11 protein-coding genes are annotated in these 15204 nt (G+C 52.5%); 2 read left to right on the forward strand and 9 right to left on the reverse strand.

Translation table 11 applies throughout. The features are described from left to right. Window positions 1–19: 19 nt before the first annotated feature. The 4 genes from KTT_RS08275 to KTT_RS08290 form a co-directional block, all read right to left on the reverse strand. A complete protein-coding gene (locus KTT_RS08275; RefSeq protein WP_126595526.1) occupies window positions 20–847 on the reverse strand; it encodes a phosphate/phosphite/phosphonate ABC transporter substrate-binding protein in 828 nt (275 codons plus the stop codon). 20 nt (window positions 848–867) lie between these two features. Next, window positions 868–1503, reverse strand: coding sequence for a hypothetical protein (locus KTT_RS08280; protein ID WP_126595527.1), 636 nt, complete (start codon window positions 1501–1503; stop codon window positions 868–870). Between the two features lie 591 nt (window positions 1504–2094). Next, a complete protein-coding gene (locus tag KTT_RS08285) occupies window positions 2095–3321 on the reverse strand; it encodes a cation:proton antiporter (protein ID WP_126595528.1) in 1227 nt (408 codons plus the stop codon). A gap of 227 nt (window positions 3322–3548) precedes the next feature. Further along, window positions 3549–4109, reverse strand: coding sequence for a hypothetical protein (locus KTT_RS08290; RefSeq protein ID WP_126595529.1), 561 nt, complete (start codon window positions 4107–4109; stop codon window positions 3549–3551). Between the two features lie 472 nt (window positions 4110–4581). Between KTT_RS08290 and KTT_RS08295 the strand changes: the two genes are divergently transcribed. Together KTT_RS08295 and KTT_RS08300 are read left to right on the forward strand one after the other, a co-directional pair. Continuing rightward, window positions 4582–5583 carry a phosphate ABC transporter substrate-binding protein gene (locus tag KTT_RS08295; RefSeq protein ID WP_126595530.1) on the forward strand — a complete coding sequence of 334 codons (1002 nt, stop codon included), beginning with the start codon at window positions 4582–4584 and terminating at the stop codon, window positions 5581–5583. A 37-nt stretch (window positions 5584–5620) separates the two neighbouring features. After that, window positions 5621–7552 carry a HAMP domain-containing protein gene (locus KTT_RS08300; RefSeq protein ID WP_160145737.1) on the forward strand — a complete coding sequence of 644 codons (1932 nt, stop codon included), beginning with the start codon at window positions 5621–5623 and terminating at the stop codon, window positions 7550–7552. A gap of 91 nt (window positions 7553–7643) precedes the next feature. Here KTT_RS08300 and KTT_RS08305 read toward each other — a convergent pair whose 3' ends face one another. The 5 genes from KTT_RS08305 to KTT_RS08325 form a co-directional block, all read right to left on the reverse strand. Next, a complete protein-coding gene (locus tag KTT_RS08305; protein ID WP_126595532.1) occupies window positions 7644–8240 on the reverse strand; it encodes an enoyl-CoA hydratase/isomerase family protein in 597 nt (198 codons plus the stop codon). Between the two features lie 253 nt (window positions 8241–8493). After that, complete coding sequence (locus tag KTT_RS08310; protein WP_126595533.1) at window positions 8494–9522, reverse strand: lytic transglycosylase domain-containing protein; 1029 nt, start codon at window positions 9520–9522, stop codon at window positions 8494–8496. 354 nt (window positions 9523–9876) lie between these two features. Beyond that, window positions 9877–11268, reverse strand: coding sequence for a glycoside hydrolase family 57 protein (locus tag KTT_RS08315; protein WP_218030859.1), 1392 nt, complete (start codon window positions 11266–11268; stop codon window positions 9877–9879). A gap of 154 nt (window positions 11269–11422) precedes the next feature. Then, on the reverse strand, window positions 11423–12832 hold the full coding sequence (locus KTT_RS08320; RefSeq protein ID WP_126595535.1) for a glycosyltransferase family 4 protein: 1410 nt from the start codon (window positions 12830–12832) through the stop codon (window positions 11423–11425). 338 nt (window positions 12833–13170) lie between these two features. Further along, entirely contained in the window at window positions 13171–15186 is a 2016-nt protein-coding gene (locus KTT_RS08325; RefSeq protein ID WP_126595536.1) for a protein kinase domain-containing protein, read from the reverse strand. Window positions 15187–15204: the final 18 nt, after the last annotated feature.

The raw sequence follows: 15204 nt of genomic DNA on the forward strand, positions 1-15204 counted from the left end.
AAACGCGACAATGTGAGTGTTATAGCGCGATGTGGACGCTCTGTTGCTCGGCGGCGCACACGCCGGCTAGCATGGTGCGGATATCCTGATAATCTTCATCCCGAACCGCGACCAGGCGCTCAATTTCTCCCATGCGCAGCAGAGCCGCCAGCCGGGGATCCTCATGCATGCTCAGCAGAACCTGCTGCATGCGTTGCTTGAGCGATGCGGGCAGGCGGCGCGTGGCAACAATCGGTGGAATCGTTGAGGGGCCGAGCATATCAATAACACGTATGCGTGAAGAGAGCTGTGGATTGCGTTGCAGAAGGACATCCAGCATGTGGGAATCGATGGCTGTGGCATCCGCCTCTCCCTGGAGCACCAGCTCCAGGGATTGCAGATGAGAGCCTGAGCGGATCGTCTTTGCGAAATAGTCAGCCATCTGCTGCAGCGGCAGCAGACTATACTGCACCAGGTTATAGCCGGAGTGAGAAGTCTCTTCGTTATAGGCCCACCTCTTCCCTTTAAGGTCTGCAAAATTCCGCGCAGCACTTTCACGCCGCACGACCACGTCCGAAAAGTATCTGGGCTGCCGTTGATAGCGCTCCGGCAACAGTACAGGCGCCGCCAGCAGCTCAACTGGATCCTCAGGAGTAGCGTGAGCGCGTACATAGAGTAATCCGCATAGGAAACCAAAATCAATCCGTCCGTCCTGAAATTCATCCAGACTGTGTCCGGTGTTAAAAACAACCTCCATGCCCAGTTGCTGGCCGACATAGGAGGCGATAGCAACATAGGTTTCCTGCAACAACGACGACAGAAAATTGGCACAGCGCAATGTAGCCAGACCATGTTCTCCCACTGACATAAACCATCCTTGTCTACTGCTTAATACATGATCTCATGCATTTGAAAATTGTTTGTTTGATGATGAAAGGCATAGTGCTTGGATTTAAGCAGCTGCGGTGCGTTTTTTGCCAGCCCACCGGGAAAGATGCCGCTATGAATACGAATCCAATCGTAAGCACGCGGCGCCAGGTGATAGGCCGCATGCTGATGCATGTCGATGCCCTTCAAATTTGCCTTTACATCAAGGGTCTGCATCATTACCAGGTTATACCAGCGCCCGGGTCGCAGCTCCATAGATGAATAGGCCAGCAGACCCGGGATATGCGTAAGCTTAGCCAGCATATGCCGGTCCGCCTGAGAAAGTTCCTCATTCAGAATGTCATCACTGCCTGTCTGACGCCCGCTAACAAAACCGACAAAAGAGAGCGTCTCCTGCTCATGTAACACCTGGGAACGATAAAAAACGATGCGATGCAGGCACGATTGACGCTCGGTAAGCTCATAAACCATAGGGCTCTTTGTCATGTCAACCTGTTGACTTGTCGTTAGTAGTGCAAGCTGTAACTGGCAAGCCATATGGCGGAGCACCATCAGATCAAGCCGTCCCTTCACAACTTTGTTGACGGTCAACAAATCAATCGTATCTACCTGTATGGGCAAAGCATATTGTAACATTTGATACATCCTCACTATCTAACCGGGTAACCTGAAAAATGGTAAAAAATCTAACATACAAACATACAAAAGAGGGCTCATGTCTATAAGCAAATTAATACAAGCAAATTATAGCAAAAATCGGAGTCAGGCAGTATATCCTGGTAAACGAGCACTACAGGGAATCGGCAATAGGCCAGCTGCGAGATGCGCTTTCTATTTCTTCCAAAGCGCCCTATATAGTGGAGATGAGCCAGAAGTGTTTAGCAACAGTGAGGGCAACACATAGACATAGACATAGAGGAGCAGGTAAAAAAAGAAGAGTTTACAGGGACAGAGGATGTTGCGACATGCTGAGAGGCCACTTTGGTAATCGCCAGAGATGACGATAAGGAATGATATTGTGTTGCCATCTTAATACTCCAGATCTATGTGTTACAAAAGTTACTTTTTTGTTGCATTAAGTAACTATCGTTACACTGATTGTAGTCGAGATGGAACCATCCTGTCAATAGGTGGGTTCACTATATTCCTATGGCATTGTTATACAGCCACAACATGGATGCCCGGGCACCGGGTCGCTTCGCGACAAAGCCAGGGCAAGCCTGGTACCTACAACAAGCCTGGTATGCGGCGGAGCACCGGTCGAATACTGAATCCCTGCACTAACAGGGTGAACAATACTACTATGTAGGTGGAAAAAATCAGGGCGGTACGGTGTGGAACATTGGTAGGCAGAGCCAGTGCTAATGCCAGCGACAGGGCTCCCCGCAAACCACTCCAGAACAGGATAAAGCGCCAGGCGTGCAGGCGCTTGCGCAATTCACCGGCGAAGGGGAGCGGCAGAAGCAATATCATCACATAACGTGCCACCAGGACCGCTATGACCACCACGCTGGCGGCCAGCAACAGATACATCGGCTGACCAATGGCGAGCAGGCCAAGTGGATTGAGCTGGGCGCCGACCAGCAGGAAGAGCAGAGCATTGGCCAGAAAAGCGATCATGCTCCAGAAGTCATCAACCACCAGGCGCGTCTCTTCAGACATGCCTTGCTCGGTACAATAATTGCTCATAATCAGCGAGGCAACGATGACAGCCAGGATACCAGACATATGCAGGGCATCGGCCAGCAGATAGACACCATACGCGGTAACGATGGTCATAGTCATTTCGATCAGGTGATCGTTGACCTGCTTGACACAGCGACTGACCACCAGTCCACACAGAGCACCGACCAGTATACCGCCCCCGGCCTGAAGGATAAATACACCGATACCACGCAGTACGGCGGCACCCAGCGATACCTGCTGCCCCTGCGCCACCAGTAAGACGATGGCCAGAAAGACCTGGTAGAGCGCGCCCGCCACACCATCATTAAACAGGCTCTCGCCCTCGATCAAGATCGAAAGCCGCTCGTTTACCCTGAGCTGCCTGAACAGTCCCAGCACCGCTACCGGATCGGTCGGTGATAAAATAGCCGCCAGTAACAGAGCGACCGACCAGGACATGCGCGCGAAAAAATGGAGTGGAAGTGCTATCAATGCCAGTTCCAATAGCAGTCCTGGCACAGCCAGCAGGAGGATCGGCACCCAGTTCTCGCGCAGCAATCGGAGAGAGATCGACCAGGAACCTTCAAAAATCAAGGGAGGCAAAAAAACAAAGAGCACCAGTTCTGGCGAGAGGTGAAAGGCCTCAATATGCCCGAACAGACTGATCAGCAGGCCGACCAGCACCAACCCCAGCGTATAGGGGACCGCGAAGCGCCTGGAGATAAAAATTACCATCAGCGCGATCAAAAGGAGAACTACCAGCAGGCGAACAACGCTTAATATTTCCATCCATACATAATCCTTATTAAAGCTGTGTATTAATATAGCAAGCGACAGCTAAAACATTCCCTCAAACTATATCATATACACATAGAGATGCATGGCAAACGTCTGATACGCAAAATGATCGCCTGCGATACGCCTGGGATTTCGCATCCGCGCACCCACTGCATCTACACACAACAAGTGCGGCCACGCAAGTGACCGCACATTTTTTTACTCCCGAGGAGGGTTCACTACTTTACGATCACCGTTACCGGTACATCTATAACATACATGGGGCACATCTGGCCGGGTTTGCACATGGCCCGGCTGGTGAAATGGAGATCCACCGTGCCTGTATTCCGGGCGGTAAAGCGCCAGACGCAGGTTTTATCGCTCTTGGACGCATAGCCAGCAGGCTTCTGCATCTCCAGTTGAGCTGGTACACTCCTGGGTCCAATCCACTTTTTCCCGAATGGGAAGCTCAGATCAATAATATCACCTTTATGCGCGTTCACCGTCGTTCCGGACTGGCTCTTCACGACTACCGATTGATTGGCCTTTGGAGCATTACTGACCACTGCATCGCTGGGACACCCCTGGCTCGTCCCATACCCGGCAATACTGGTTGGCGTCGGTGTAGGTTGATGTCCGGTCGTTGGCGCGCTTCCAGCATTAGTTGATTTGCTACCACTACTGCTGTTACTATCAGTATTGCCACACGCCGCCAATACAACCAAAAGCATAATCATTACAACGCCGAATACACCCACAGTCCGTTTACTTTTATGAACATGCATTCGCATAATCGACATAGAAAAACTCCTTTTCTGCAACCAACCGTACTTGATTGAATAGCCATTCACAGCTATGACGTTGCCCCGGCCATAAAAGTTCCGCTCATTGTCGCAATCATAAGCCAATACGTTCTTTGATCTCAATTAGTCGTTAAGTACTATATACGTTTAAGTTTATTTGTATGCCGTAAGTCACATCACAAACCGATCATAAGCTGGTTTATCCTCCACTTTTAACTATTCCCTCAGGCCAATTTAACACATGCATAACAATCACTTAATCAAGCTCATACATAATCGAGTTAAAGCGCAACAATAGGCATGCAACCTGTCAGGAACCCGATAACGAAGCAGGCATCCCATTGTATCCTCTCTGAAAAAGAGACGCATACACAGGAAGCTCTCTATTGTGAGCATCCGTTTTTGAATGTGATGCGCATTAAATATCTATATTTAGTAGAAACACATACAGATTAAAAGGGTACTTTTTATGCATTTAAACGTCTATACCCATCATGGTAGAGGAAAAACCAGGATACCCTCACAGGCTGTTGCGCGTGGCGTTATACCTTTTGCGGTACTACTCTGCATTGCACTGCTATTGACGGGATGCGCAGGTACGGATCAGCAAACACAGCAACTGAATGGGCAACTTAAAATTAGCGGATCGACGGCGCTACAACCTCTGGTCCAGGTGGCGGCAAAAACATTTATGGACCTGCATCCTAAAACCCACATTATCGTGAGTGGAGGTGGCAGTAAAACCGGTCTGCTCAATGTCTTTCAAAAAAAATCTGATATCGGAGACTCGGACATCTATGCCGATCCAGCTATTTATCCCGATCCGAATATGACCGACCACATTATTTGCGTTACACCGTTTGTAATGATTGTTCATCCAGATATTAATATTACATCTCTAACGAAAGAACAAATTCTCGATATTTTTTCGACCGGCAAAATCACCAACTGGGACCAGATCAAAGCAGGTCTGAACCAGCCAATCCACCCTATTATCCGTCCATCTACGTCTGGTACCCGCGATACATTTCGTAAATACATCCTTGGTGGTGGCGATGAGAAAGGTACGCTGCTCAAAGTCGATGATACCCAGCAGGTCGTCAATACAGTCGCCAGCACCCCTGGGGCGATTGGCTATATCGCGCTGTCAGCCCTTAAACCGACCGTGAAAGCGATCGCGATCGACGGTGCCAGCCCAACTGCCACCACCATTAGCAACGGCAAATATAATTACTGGTCATATGAGCACATGTATACACTGGGGGATAACCTCCCGCTGATGAATGAATTTCTCAATTTTATGACCAGCACTACAGTACAGCAGGAGGCCCATCAGCTACACTATATTACCATTGATGAAATGAATCTGAATCAAGCAGATGTCATTCCCGGTAGCCATCCACAACAAGAAGCGCTCGCATTCTCTTCCTTCCATGAAAGCGAGGTCAACCGCCGTGAAGCGTATGCATAAGCCAGATTCGACAGTCAATACACAAATGGAAAAAACCATGCCTGACACATCACCAACCTATAATGGAAAAACCATCCCTATTCGCCCTTCACTCAGACGTGGAGGCACACTGTTAATCGATCTCCCCATTGGCGCTCGTCTAACGCTCGGCTTCCTGGCCGCCGCATTGATCGCGGCCCTGGTAACCGGAGCCACCGGTCTGCAGCGTTCACAATCCCTGAGCAGCCAGGCGGAGTTCTACCGCAGTATCTTAACAGCCAACACCAATTTAAACACCGGTAGCCAGTATTTACAATTGATGAAGACCGAGACGCAGTCGATCCTGGCGTTGTTGCAAACTCCACAGCCTTCAAATGAGACGCTACAAAACGAAAAAGATGCGCTCAAGAGCCTGGTTACGCGGTACGACGGTCTGCTCAATAATTACGTCAATAATGATGTGCTCGCTAAACACCCGGAACAGCAATCTATCCTGGACGTTATCGATTCATCAAACCAGCTCACCCATCAGCAAATAGTCCTGGTGGGTAGTGCCCAGCGCACCTGGAACATACATAAGACAGCGTTGAACGATATTTCGCGCTACTTTGACCAGGGCGATATAGCCAGGGCGAGGTACCTGGAGCAGGTGCAGGTTGAACTGACCAATAGCGATGCGACCAGCGCGCTACGCGCCTTGATTCAGTTTAATGTGCGCCTGACGGATTCGATCAATAGCGCTGAGACAGTTGAGTTCCAGGATCAAGTTATCTTTACTATTATTGGATCGATCATCGCCTTTATTTTGATTTTGATTATCGGCCTGGTTATTTCGGGCACGCTGGTACGCAGGCTACGCCAGTTGCGCAATGTAACGCAGGCAGTCGAACAGGGACAGTTCAATCGGCGCGTGAATGTAGTTGGACGTGATGAGATCGCCGACGTTTCAGGATCAGTGAATGCGATGCTGGAAGCCATTGTGGGCCTGTTGGATGAGACACGCAACCAGCGTGACGCGCTGACCAACGCCGCCGAACATCTCTTTACGGATATGCGGGTCGTGAGCGCTGGCGACCTACGCATCAACGCACCCGTCAGCAACGATCCAATCGGTATGCTGGCAAACGCGTTTAATTTTACGGTAGGTCGTTTCCGCCGCTTTGTGCAGCGTACCCGCACGACGGCTGAACAGCTTGATGTGATAGCGCGCCAGCAGACGGAGCGTTCAGAAAGCTTTACCCAGGCTCTCCTGCAAGTCAAAACCACAAATAACAAAGCTCCCCTTATCGTAGATGCCGGAAAAACAGATCCCCGAGGAAAATCTAACGCGTCGGAGAATCTTGAGAGTCAGCAGGTAGAGTTGCTGACCCAGTTGCGCCAGACGCGCGAACTGATGCGCCAGGTATCCGATGAGGAGATCTTGCAACGCATTCAGACTATTCTGAAGATAGCTGAACAGTCCTCGCATGCCGTCGAGCGACTTACCAACTTCCCAAAATCGGTCAGCACATCCTATGCAAAGGTGGATGAACTGCGTCAGCAGTTTAGCGATGACCTGCAGTTACTGGCAAGCTTGAATAAACGTATAACGCAGGAGATGCAGATCTCACAGCACAATACTACCCGGGGCTTCCAGGAACTGGATAAAGAGATGTCACAGATTACCGCTCGGGCCCGCCTGCTCAAAACACAAGCCGGCCAGGCGGCTCCCACGGCGGCTAATGTGGAAGCGATACAGGAAGTGGTCAAATACAGCACCCAGTTTGCCAACGACGTGCATGCCCTCGCCCGCCAGGTAAGCCAGATGGCTCAAGAGATTCGCACCGGCATCGTGAGCTTCCAGTTGGACACCGTTGAGAGTGGCAGCACCATGGCCCCGCTTCCACAGCCCGGTTTTTCAAATCCCAGCCTGGGTCCAACGCCCCAGGGACAGGCCAGTCCGAGTATGCCCGGGCGAAAAAATAGCATGGGACTATTGGAAACGCGCTAACTACGCTGAACTCACTTGAGAGGGACAAACGCAGTGGGCCCCTGGTAAGTCAGGGGCCCACTGCGTTTGTCCCTCTCAAGTGGGGAAAACATCAGGCGACGCTGATCAACATGGTCAGAAGCTCTTCTGCGTCCTGCAGAAAGCGCCTGGGAGACAGTATCTGGTGTACCAGTCCCAGAGACATCGCGTCGGCCGCATTTAAAGGCTCAGAGCGTTCTAGCAGGTGTTGTGTTTCTGTCTCACCAACCAGGGCAGGTAATGCTGTCGTCAACGCGCGGGGGAAGAGACTGTGACCAGGAACCGGCAGACATAGCGTCGTATCGTCACGCGCAAAAATAGTGCCACACAAAATCGCCAGTTCGCAGCCAGCTCCCCAGGTAGCGCCCTTGATTAAAGCGACGGTTGGAATCCCCTGCGCCTGCAAGGCTTCCAGGGCAAGCTCGATCGCGTGTGCCGTATCTGCGAGAGCCTGATTGTGCGCGATCGCATCATCTGGTAGATCCAGTCCAGCACAGAATGCTTCTTCACCCATTCCGGTTAGTACGATGAGACGCGGAGGTTTGTTGCGTGCCTTGAACAAGGCTGCGGAGAGCTGCTCAAGCATCGCTGCGGTCAACATATTTCGAGGATGTCTGTCAAGAATAAGCCAAAGAATGCCATTGCGTTGACGGACATGTATATCCGACATGAAATACTATATCCTTAATAGTAGGTGACTTGCCGCGGCACGCGAAAGATAGCACCGGACGGCACGTGCATTGATCACACACAGGCGGTATTTTTGATATTACCATATGCAGAGTAATCGCTGCTTATGGGTAAAGTATATCTCTACATACTCAGAAATTCAAGCACGTCCTCAGACAAAAAGAAAGAACAAGATCGCTTATGAGGTAGGGTTGCGATCTTGCTCTTATCCACATTACGACAGGGCAGGTTAGCTAGCCCATAATGATACGAACATAGTTTTGTGTTTCAGCTGGCAGATACGAGAGCCAGGCTGCGCCACCGGCTGCGACCGCATTGTCAACACTGCCGGAACCGGCATTATAGGCAGCCAGAGCCTTGGCATAATCTCCGCCATACTGATTTGAGAGATTGGACATCATACGAGCGGCTCCGTACAGGGCATCAACGGGATCATAGGGGTTAACACCCATGCCCGCGGCTGTCGAGGGCAGGAACTGTGCGATACCCACTGCTCCAACGGGAGACATAGCGTAAGGGTTAAAGCCGCTCTCTTGATTGATCTGGCGCACAAAATAAACCGGGCTGATACCATATTTCATCGCGGCCTGCTGCGCGATAGCCACATACTGGCTCTTAGGCAGGTTGGTGGTGTCCAGAGTAGGGGGCGCGGCCACAGGATTCGCCTGTTGTTTAGCCTGTGCTGGTTGCTGTGGCTGGGCTGCCGGCACCGGCACGGTACGGCCGACCGCGAGGTCAAAATTCTCTTGCTGGGTCTGTGCCCACTTAACGGCACTATCAACCAGCGGCACCCCACTCTGACCACTGCCAAGCGGTGTCATGGTAAGCATGGTAAACATCAATACGGCGAAGGTAGCCAGCATGACCAGACCATGACGCACACGCAGGGTGAGTCCATGCTGCTTTCCCTGCTGGAGACGCAGTGCTTCGGTATCACGTTGCCGTTTTCGATCACCAGGAATAACGATTGGCTGCCTTTTCCCTTGCGTCAATGGCTGCTGTATGGTGGCATGTAACGCTAGCACCAATGATTGCGTGGTCTGCGCATTCTGCAGCACGATAGGGGGATAATTATCGGTATGTCTTACCTGCAGCGCGGCTGTTTGCTCGGTGGTGGTCAGACCCGGAAAGGCATCGGTCTGAAACGTGGATGTGGCAACCTTCCCCGGGACCGGAGTCATCATTGCGACATCGGGGATGCGCGATCCTGACTGTTCAGCGTCATCGCTCTCCCAGGACCGCAGAGAATTAAATTGTGGCATTAAACCCTACCTCATACAAAATATTTTTTTTGTTGCTTTGCACTTATTGCTATTTGTGAGTCTAACTAAATAAACCGAGCCCCGTCAATTCGTCGTGCACCTCCTAGGCCAAAAGTCATAGAAAAATATGAATAGATCTTAACCATGCACCATCCCCAGATTATGGGGATGGTGCATGGTTAAGGGGAGGTTGAGCGCTCCCGCTCGGGCGTCCGCATACGCGGCCGCACGAGGATATATATGTATGGCGAGCGGAAGGTGCGCAAAGCGCACCTTCCGCTCGCCATACATATATATCCTCGTAGGTACCAGGCTGCCCTGGCTTAGAGCCCGCGCTGCGCGGCAGCCAGGGGGTTAAGCGTGGCGGGCGACGTAGCTGAGTTCCGGAACGCGTTCGGGGAACTGTTCTTTGCGGCGCTGCGATTTGCGTTCGGGCTTGCGCCAGAGGCGCGCGGGCACATAGGGCTGCATAGCGCGCAGGGCGTTAATATAAACCTGCTGCTGCTCGGTGATGACCCGGTTGGGACCCAGCGACCACCATTCGGATGGGGTAAAGTAGGCCGATACCTCCGCTTCGGGGCCACTCTTTCCATACCATTGAATCAGGTGCAGGTTATCCGATTGTGCTAACCAGACAGCCAGGTCGATTAGGTCTTCGTTTCCGGTCAGGCGGGCCATGCCATAGACTTCGCCCATGAGTTGGAGGATCGTTTTCTGGGCCTCGTTTCCCAGGAAAAACTCCATCCCTCCGCTTCCCGCCCAGGTGGTGGGATATACCGGTAAAGGGAGATAGTGTGGCTGTGCGCGATAGCGTTCGATGAGCTCGCTGGCGGTATAGGTGTCCACATGATACCGCTGTAGCTCTCCCGGTAGGGCGCGCATAAAGTCAAAGATACCGCTATCGCGCCGATGATGCTCACCAAAGGTTTCAAAGTCCCACCCCAGCAGCAACAGGTCACCACGGGTATGGGCGATCCAGTTCGCGTAGGTGTCAGCATACAATGGATACCCACCCCAGCTGCGATTGGAGAAACGATAGCCGACATCGTCACTGAGCTCAAGGTGCCGCGTCAATAGATAGGGACTGCTGTTACGGGCTTCGCGGGCGGCCCCCGCTTTGCGCACCGGGCGACGGGCGCGTTTATTCTCTATTGGTAAGGCATAGGGAGCCTCATCACCATGGCGATAGAGGTGGGTACTCTCGCGCCAGCCCATTACCCAGGGGCGCCCATCCATCAAGGCACCATGAAATCCGGCCATGTCCAGCGCATCGTAGAGCGAGGCTGACATGCACATCTCGGTGGTATCGGTCACCACTGGTCGCTTACCAAAGATGGTCTCCAATTCCTGAGCCATCTCTTGCATCGAGGTAACGAAGGCGGGCATGTCCAGTAAAAAGAGGAAACTATGGTATGGTTCAACCCCAATCAATTCAACATTTTCATGCGCCACCAGTTCCCGGAAAAGGTCCAGCAAGGCGCTATCCCACGTTTCCGCCTGGCGTATAAAAGAGAGAGAGAAGCCAATCGAAAATTTCATTCCCTGACGCACCAGATCCAAAAACATCTGCGCGGCGGGATAATAGCTATACTGCGCCACTTTTCTAAAGTAGTGTTCATTCATTCGTTCGTCAAAGAGGCAATGGGCAATATCCTCGGGCGTGGCTCCGCGTGGAATGGGCTGAGCCGGTAACTTTAAGCGCCGAGGTTGGTGAACCACAGTGTAGATAGCCAGATCCGCAACCATACTCCTCATCCTCCATCCTTACAGCATCTCCTGGCAGCGTATTGGCCCGCCGCACGCATGCGCGCCGGGCCAATACAACAACGAGCAACCTCGTATTGGTAGTTAGTAACAAACGTTTACAGGTTATTATTGCAATGCTGGCGACTATAGCTTACTATGCATTATACCCGGCGGACTTGGAAGGAACGCGTACTTCCTGCGCCACCTGCTCATGCATATGAGACTCGGTCTCTACATCCATCATACTGCTGGGAGACAAAACAATATTCTGCTTACGCGCCAAGAACTCAAGTTTGCCCACCATGTTGTCAATGACGCGATCCCATAAGAATTGCCGTGCCGTCACCTGGCTGGCCTGGCGCATCTGCTCCTGCTTCTCTGGATGACGGCGCAGGTAGAGGAGATAGCCAACAATTTCATCGGGATCATCGGTCTCGGTCACAATAGCATTTTCAAATGAGACCGCGTAGTCCTCACCGGTCGAGCCGGTCACCGCGATCCCCTGGGCCGCCATCACTTCGAGCGCCACCAGACCAAAGGGCTCGTGTCCGCTATTGGCCAGCGTGGCATCGGCGGCGGCATAAGTGGTACGCACAAACTCCTCGGGCAGGAAGAAGCGCAGATTATAGATGTCGGCGGGACCAGCCTGCTCGATCGCGTCCAGACACTGCTCCAGATTGGGGCGCTGGGCCACAACATCCTGGATCTGCAAGCCGCGATTATAGGCATGGCGAAACACATCGGCTCCGTGAGGCTCAATGCCGCCACGTACAAACAGGGTCACCGGATGTCCGGCATCTTTTAAACGCGCCACAGCCTCGATAGCCATGATCCAGCGCTTATCGGGATCAAAACGGCCAATCTTGAATAGGAAGAAACGGTCAGGATCACCCCGGCGCGCGATGGCACGCAGACGTTCGACCGCCTGTGGATCAACTGGATTGAGATGACGGGTAGGGATACCATTGGGAATGACCAGAGGGTTAACACTCAACTCCCACATTTTGTGCTTCATGTACTTGCTGACGGTGCAGAGCGTGGTCACGAAATTCAGCCTTCCCCAGTCAATGCGGTTGAGGGACATCAGGCTGTTCAGGTTCCACAGCATCAAGACCTTTTGTCGCAAGCCAAACCAGTGCAGAAGATCCGAGGTGCGGCACATTACTTCAGCGGTATGCCAGTCCTCCCCCAGGATAACAACCGTCTTCCCCTCGGAGGCCGCGGGCCGCACGATATCACTAAAAATATGGTAAGGGACGCTTTCGTTATAATCGTATAGCTTCTGCTCTTCGCCGTCATATACCCCATTGGGATAATATTTGCTGACCCATTGCGACCAGCGCTTAAGGATCAAACGCCCATCCAGGCGATGCTCAATCGCTGGTTTATAGGGATCGCCGATATAAATAAGATGGGTGGTATATCCCTGTGTTGCCAGTGCTTCACTCAACTCGGAAACACGCGTGCCCAGACCACCCGCGGTAGAGTAGACATCGGGGCCTTCAAAACAGAGCAGGACAAAGAGCGTATTGGCTGGTGATATTGCTCCGTCTAATTTTATCATGATAGGTCATCCTCATTCTCTTAAGTTTTCTTGGTGGGAAGGAAAACATAGACACCTGTATGCGCCACGATCTCTGGTGTGCCTACTTCTATGTACTGGATAGACATGAAGTGCTTCTACTTGCAGTATACAACATAATAACATGTACGATTTCGCCCAAACGCATGTATACAACAACCGGTTTCAACCTTTTCTTCTCGGAGAGGTAAGGTGGCACAGGTGTTAGCATGCGCGGCCGCCCGGAGTTTTAAATAGTTGGAGCCATAGTACAGGAGGGTGCAGCTGCACCCTCCTGTACTATGGCTCCAATTATTTAAAACCTGGATTACATCTTCCTGTTATGGTGTGCCCGAGGTGGACGGTGTAGACGACACATTTGGATTTGGCAATGCACCGGTCACGGTCGGTGTTGGCACCGGAGCCGTCGTTGGTGTTGGCACCGGAGCCGTCGTTGGTGTTGGCTGCGGCGCCGTCGTTGGTGTTGGCTGCGGCGCCGTTGTTGGCGTTGGCTGCGGTGCCTGCGTCGGCTGCTGGGCCGGGGGCGCCTGCGTCGGCTGTTGGGCTGGGGGCGCCTGCGTCGGGGCCGTTGATGGTGGAGCATCAGTCCAGTTCGTCACATAAAGGGTCAGGACTTCTCCATCTTTCAATGTTTGGCCAGCTTTTGGATCGGTTCGGGTGATAATGTTGGCATCCCGGTTAGGATCGTGCGGATCGCGATCATCCTGCTGGGGCACAAACTGGATTCCCAGATTATTCAGTTCAGTCTTTGCTTCATCCAAAGACTTGCCAATCAGATCACTGGGCACTGCAATCGCGCCAGACAGCTCAACCTGAATTGTCGTACCCGGACGGGCATAAGCGCCAGCCTCCGGCGACTGCTTTGTAACCTTGCCGGTAGTAGCACCACCTTTGGCTATCAACTTAAAGCCCTTGGACTTCGCCTGCTGCGTGGCCTCCTGGAAGTTCAAGTTTTTCAAATCAGGAACCTGCACAGCCTGAACAGCAGTTGACGTGCCGCTGTTAGAATTGCCGGACGGGAATGGCAGGAAATGCAGTTGACTGGCGAGATAAATGCTGAAAGCGAGTAATAAGACCGTTGCCGCCAGGATCAGGACGGTAACAATGCCAGCCATACGCGTATCCCGCTGCTCACGTACCACACCGGCGGGCCGGCCACCCAGAGCATCGCGCTGAATAGGCCGGGTCGAGCCAGAACCCATGTCACCCATGGTGCTCATAGGTACTGGACGTGGCGGCTCCATCGCGGTGGTAGCATCATTGGGATCAACCGCCGAGGAAGCATATCCTTGATCGGCCTGTAGCACGGTCGCGGCGCCATTCTCAACGACGCCATTAGAGCCCATTGCGCTCGGCGACATCTGCTGATTGGGTGACGAAATCTGCGCACCCGGTCGCGCGGCACCATTGAGATAACCAGCCGCCGCTGGACCCACCAGTGCCCCCACGCCAGGATGAGGACCTGACCCATTGCCTGGTAGCATATTAGCAGCCTGCACGGTATCCTTATCCTCTTCACCCAACAACTCCAGGGCGCGGGCCAACATATTACCATCCCGGAAACGCATCTCAGGGATCTTTTCCAGGCAGCGCAAAATAATCTCTTCCAGCGCTGGCGGAACATTCGGGTTCAACTGACTGGGAGGCATCGGGACATCCTGAATATGTTGCATGGCAACCGCGACCGGGGTATCCCCATCAAATGGGGTACGGCCGGTCACCATCTCATACATAACAATGCCCAACGCATACACATCGGCCGCAGGGCTAACAATCTCGCCCTGTGCCTGCTCTGGCGCGTAATATTGAACGGTACCCAGTGTCATACCGGTCGTGGTTAAGCGCTCGGCATTAATGTCTTTGTACACACTGGCAATACCGAAATCAGTTAATTTAATGGAACCATCGCGCCCCACCATGATATTCTGTGGTTTTACATCGCGATGCACAATACTCCGACGATGGGCCGCTCCCAGACCAAGAGCGACGTCGTGCGCGATAATGACGGCTCGATCCATGGCGAGCACACCCCGCGAGCGCAGGTAGCGACGTAGATCTGCACCTTCGACCATCTCCATGACAATAAAATAATTGCCATCGCTCTGGCCATAATCGTATACCTGCACAATATTCGGGTGCTGTAACGAAGATGCAGCCTTCGCCTCCCGCTGAAAGCGCGTCACAAACTTTGGGTCGGTACTGTAAACTTCGCGCAACACCTTGATAGCTACGGCCCGGTCCATGCGCATATCACGGCCCCGATAGATCGTAGCCATACCACCGCGCCCGATAGGGTCTTGTATTTGGTATCGCTCACCCAAAACTTCGATTTGCATAGCTCTCCGCACTGTTGG

The sequence above is a fragment of the Dictyobacter aurantiacus genome (assembly GCF_003967515.1).
GTDB lineage: Bacteria > Chloroflexota > Ktedonobacteria > Ktedonobacterales > Ktedonobacteraceae > Dictyobacter > Dictyobacter aurantiacus.

Coding starts and splice junctions, on each gene's coding strand:
- KTT_RS08315 (WP_218030859.1), bottom strand. CDS start 11,268: ATGGTTGCGGATCTGGCTATCTACACTGTGGTTCACCAACCTCGGCGC.
- KTT_RS08275 (WP_126595526.1), bottom strand. CDS start 847: ATGTCAGTGGGAGAACATGGTCTGGCTACATTGCGCTGTGCCAATTTT.
- KTT_RS08300 (WP_160145737.1), top strand. CDS start 5,621: ATGCCTGACACATCACCAACCTATAATGGAAAAACCATCCCTATTCGC.
- KTT_RS08305 (WP_126595532.1), bottom strand. CDS start 8,240: ATGTCGGATATACATGTCCGTCAACGCAATGGCATTCTTTGGCTTATT.
- KTT_RS08295 (WP_126595530.1), top strand. CDS start 4,582: ATGCATTTAAACGTCTATACCCATCATGGTAGAGGAAAAACCAGGATA.
- KTT_RS08325 (WP_126595536.1), bottom strand. CDS start 15,186: ATGCAAATCGAAGTTTTGGGTGAGCGATACCAAATACAAGACCCTATC.
- KTT_RS08280 (WP_126595527.1), bottom strand. CDS start 1,503: ATGTTACAATATGCTTTGCCCATACAGGTAGATACGATTGATTTGTTG.
- KTT_RS08320 (WP_126595535.1), bottom strand. CDS start 12,832: ATGATAAAATTAGACGGAGCAATATCACCAGCCAATACGCTCTTTGTC.
- KTT_RS08290 (WP_126595529.1), bottom strand. CDS start 4,109: ATGTCGATTATGCGAATGCATGTTCATAAAAGTAAACGGACTGTGGGT.
- KTT_RS08285 (WP_126595528.1), bottom strand. CDS start 3,321: ATGGAAATATTAAGCGTTGTTCGCCTGCTGGTAGTTCTCCTTTTGATC.
- KTT_RS08310 (WP_126595533.1), bottom strand. CDS start 9,522: ATGCCACAATTTAATTCTCTGCGGTCCTGGGAGAGCGATGACGCTGAA.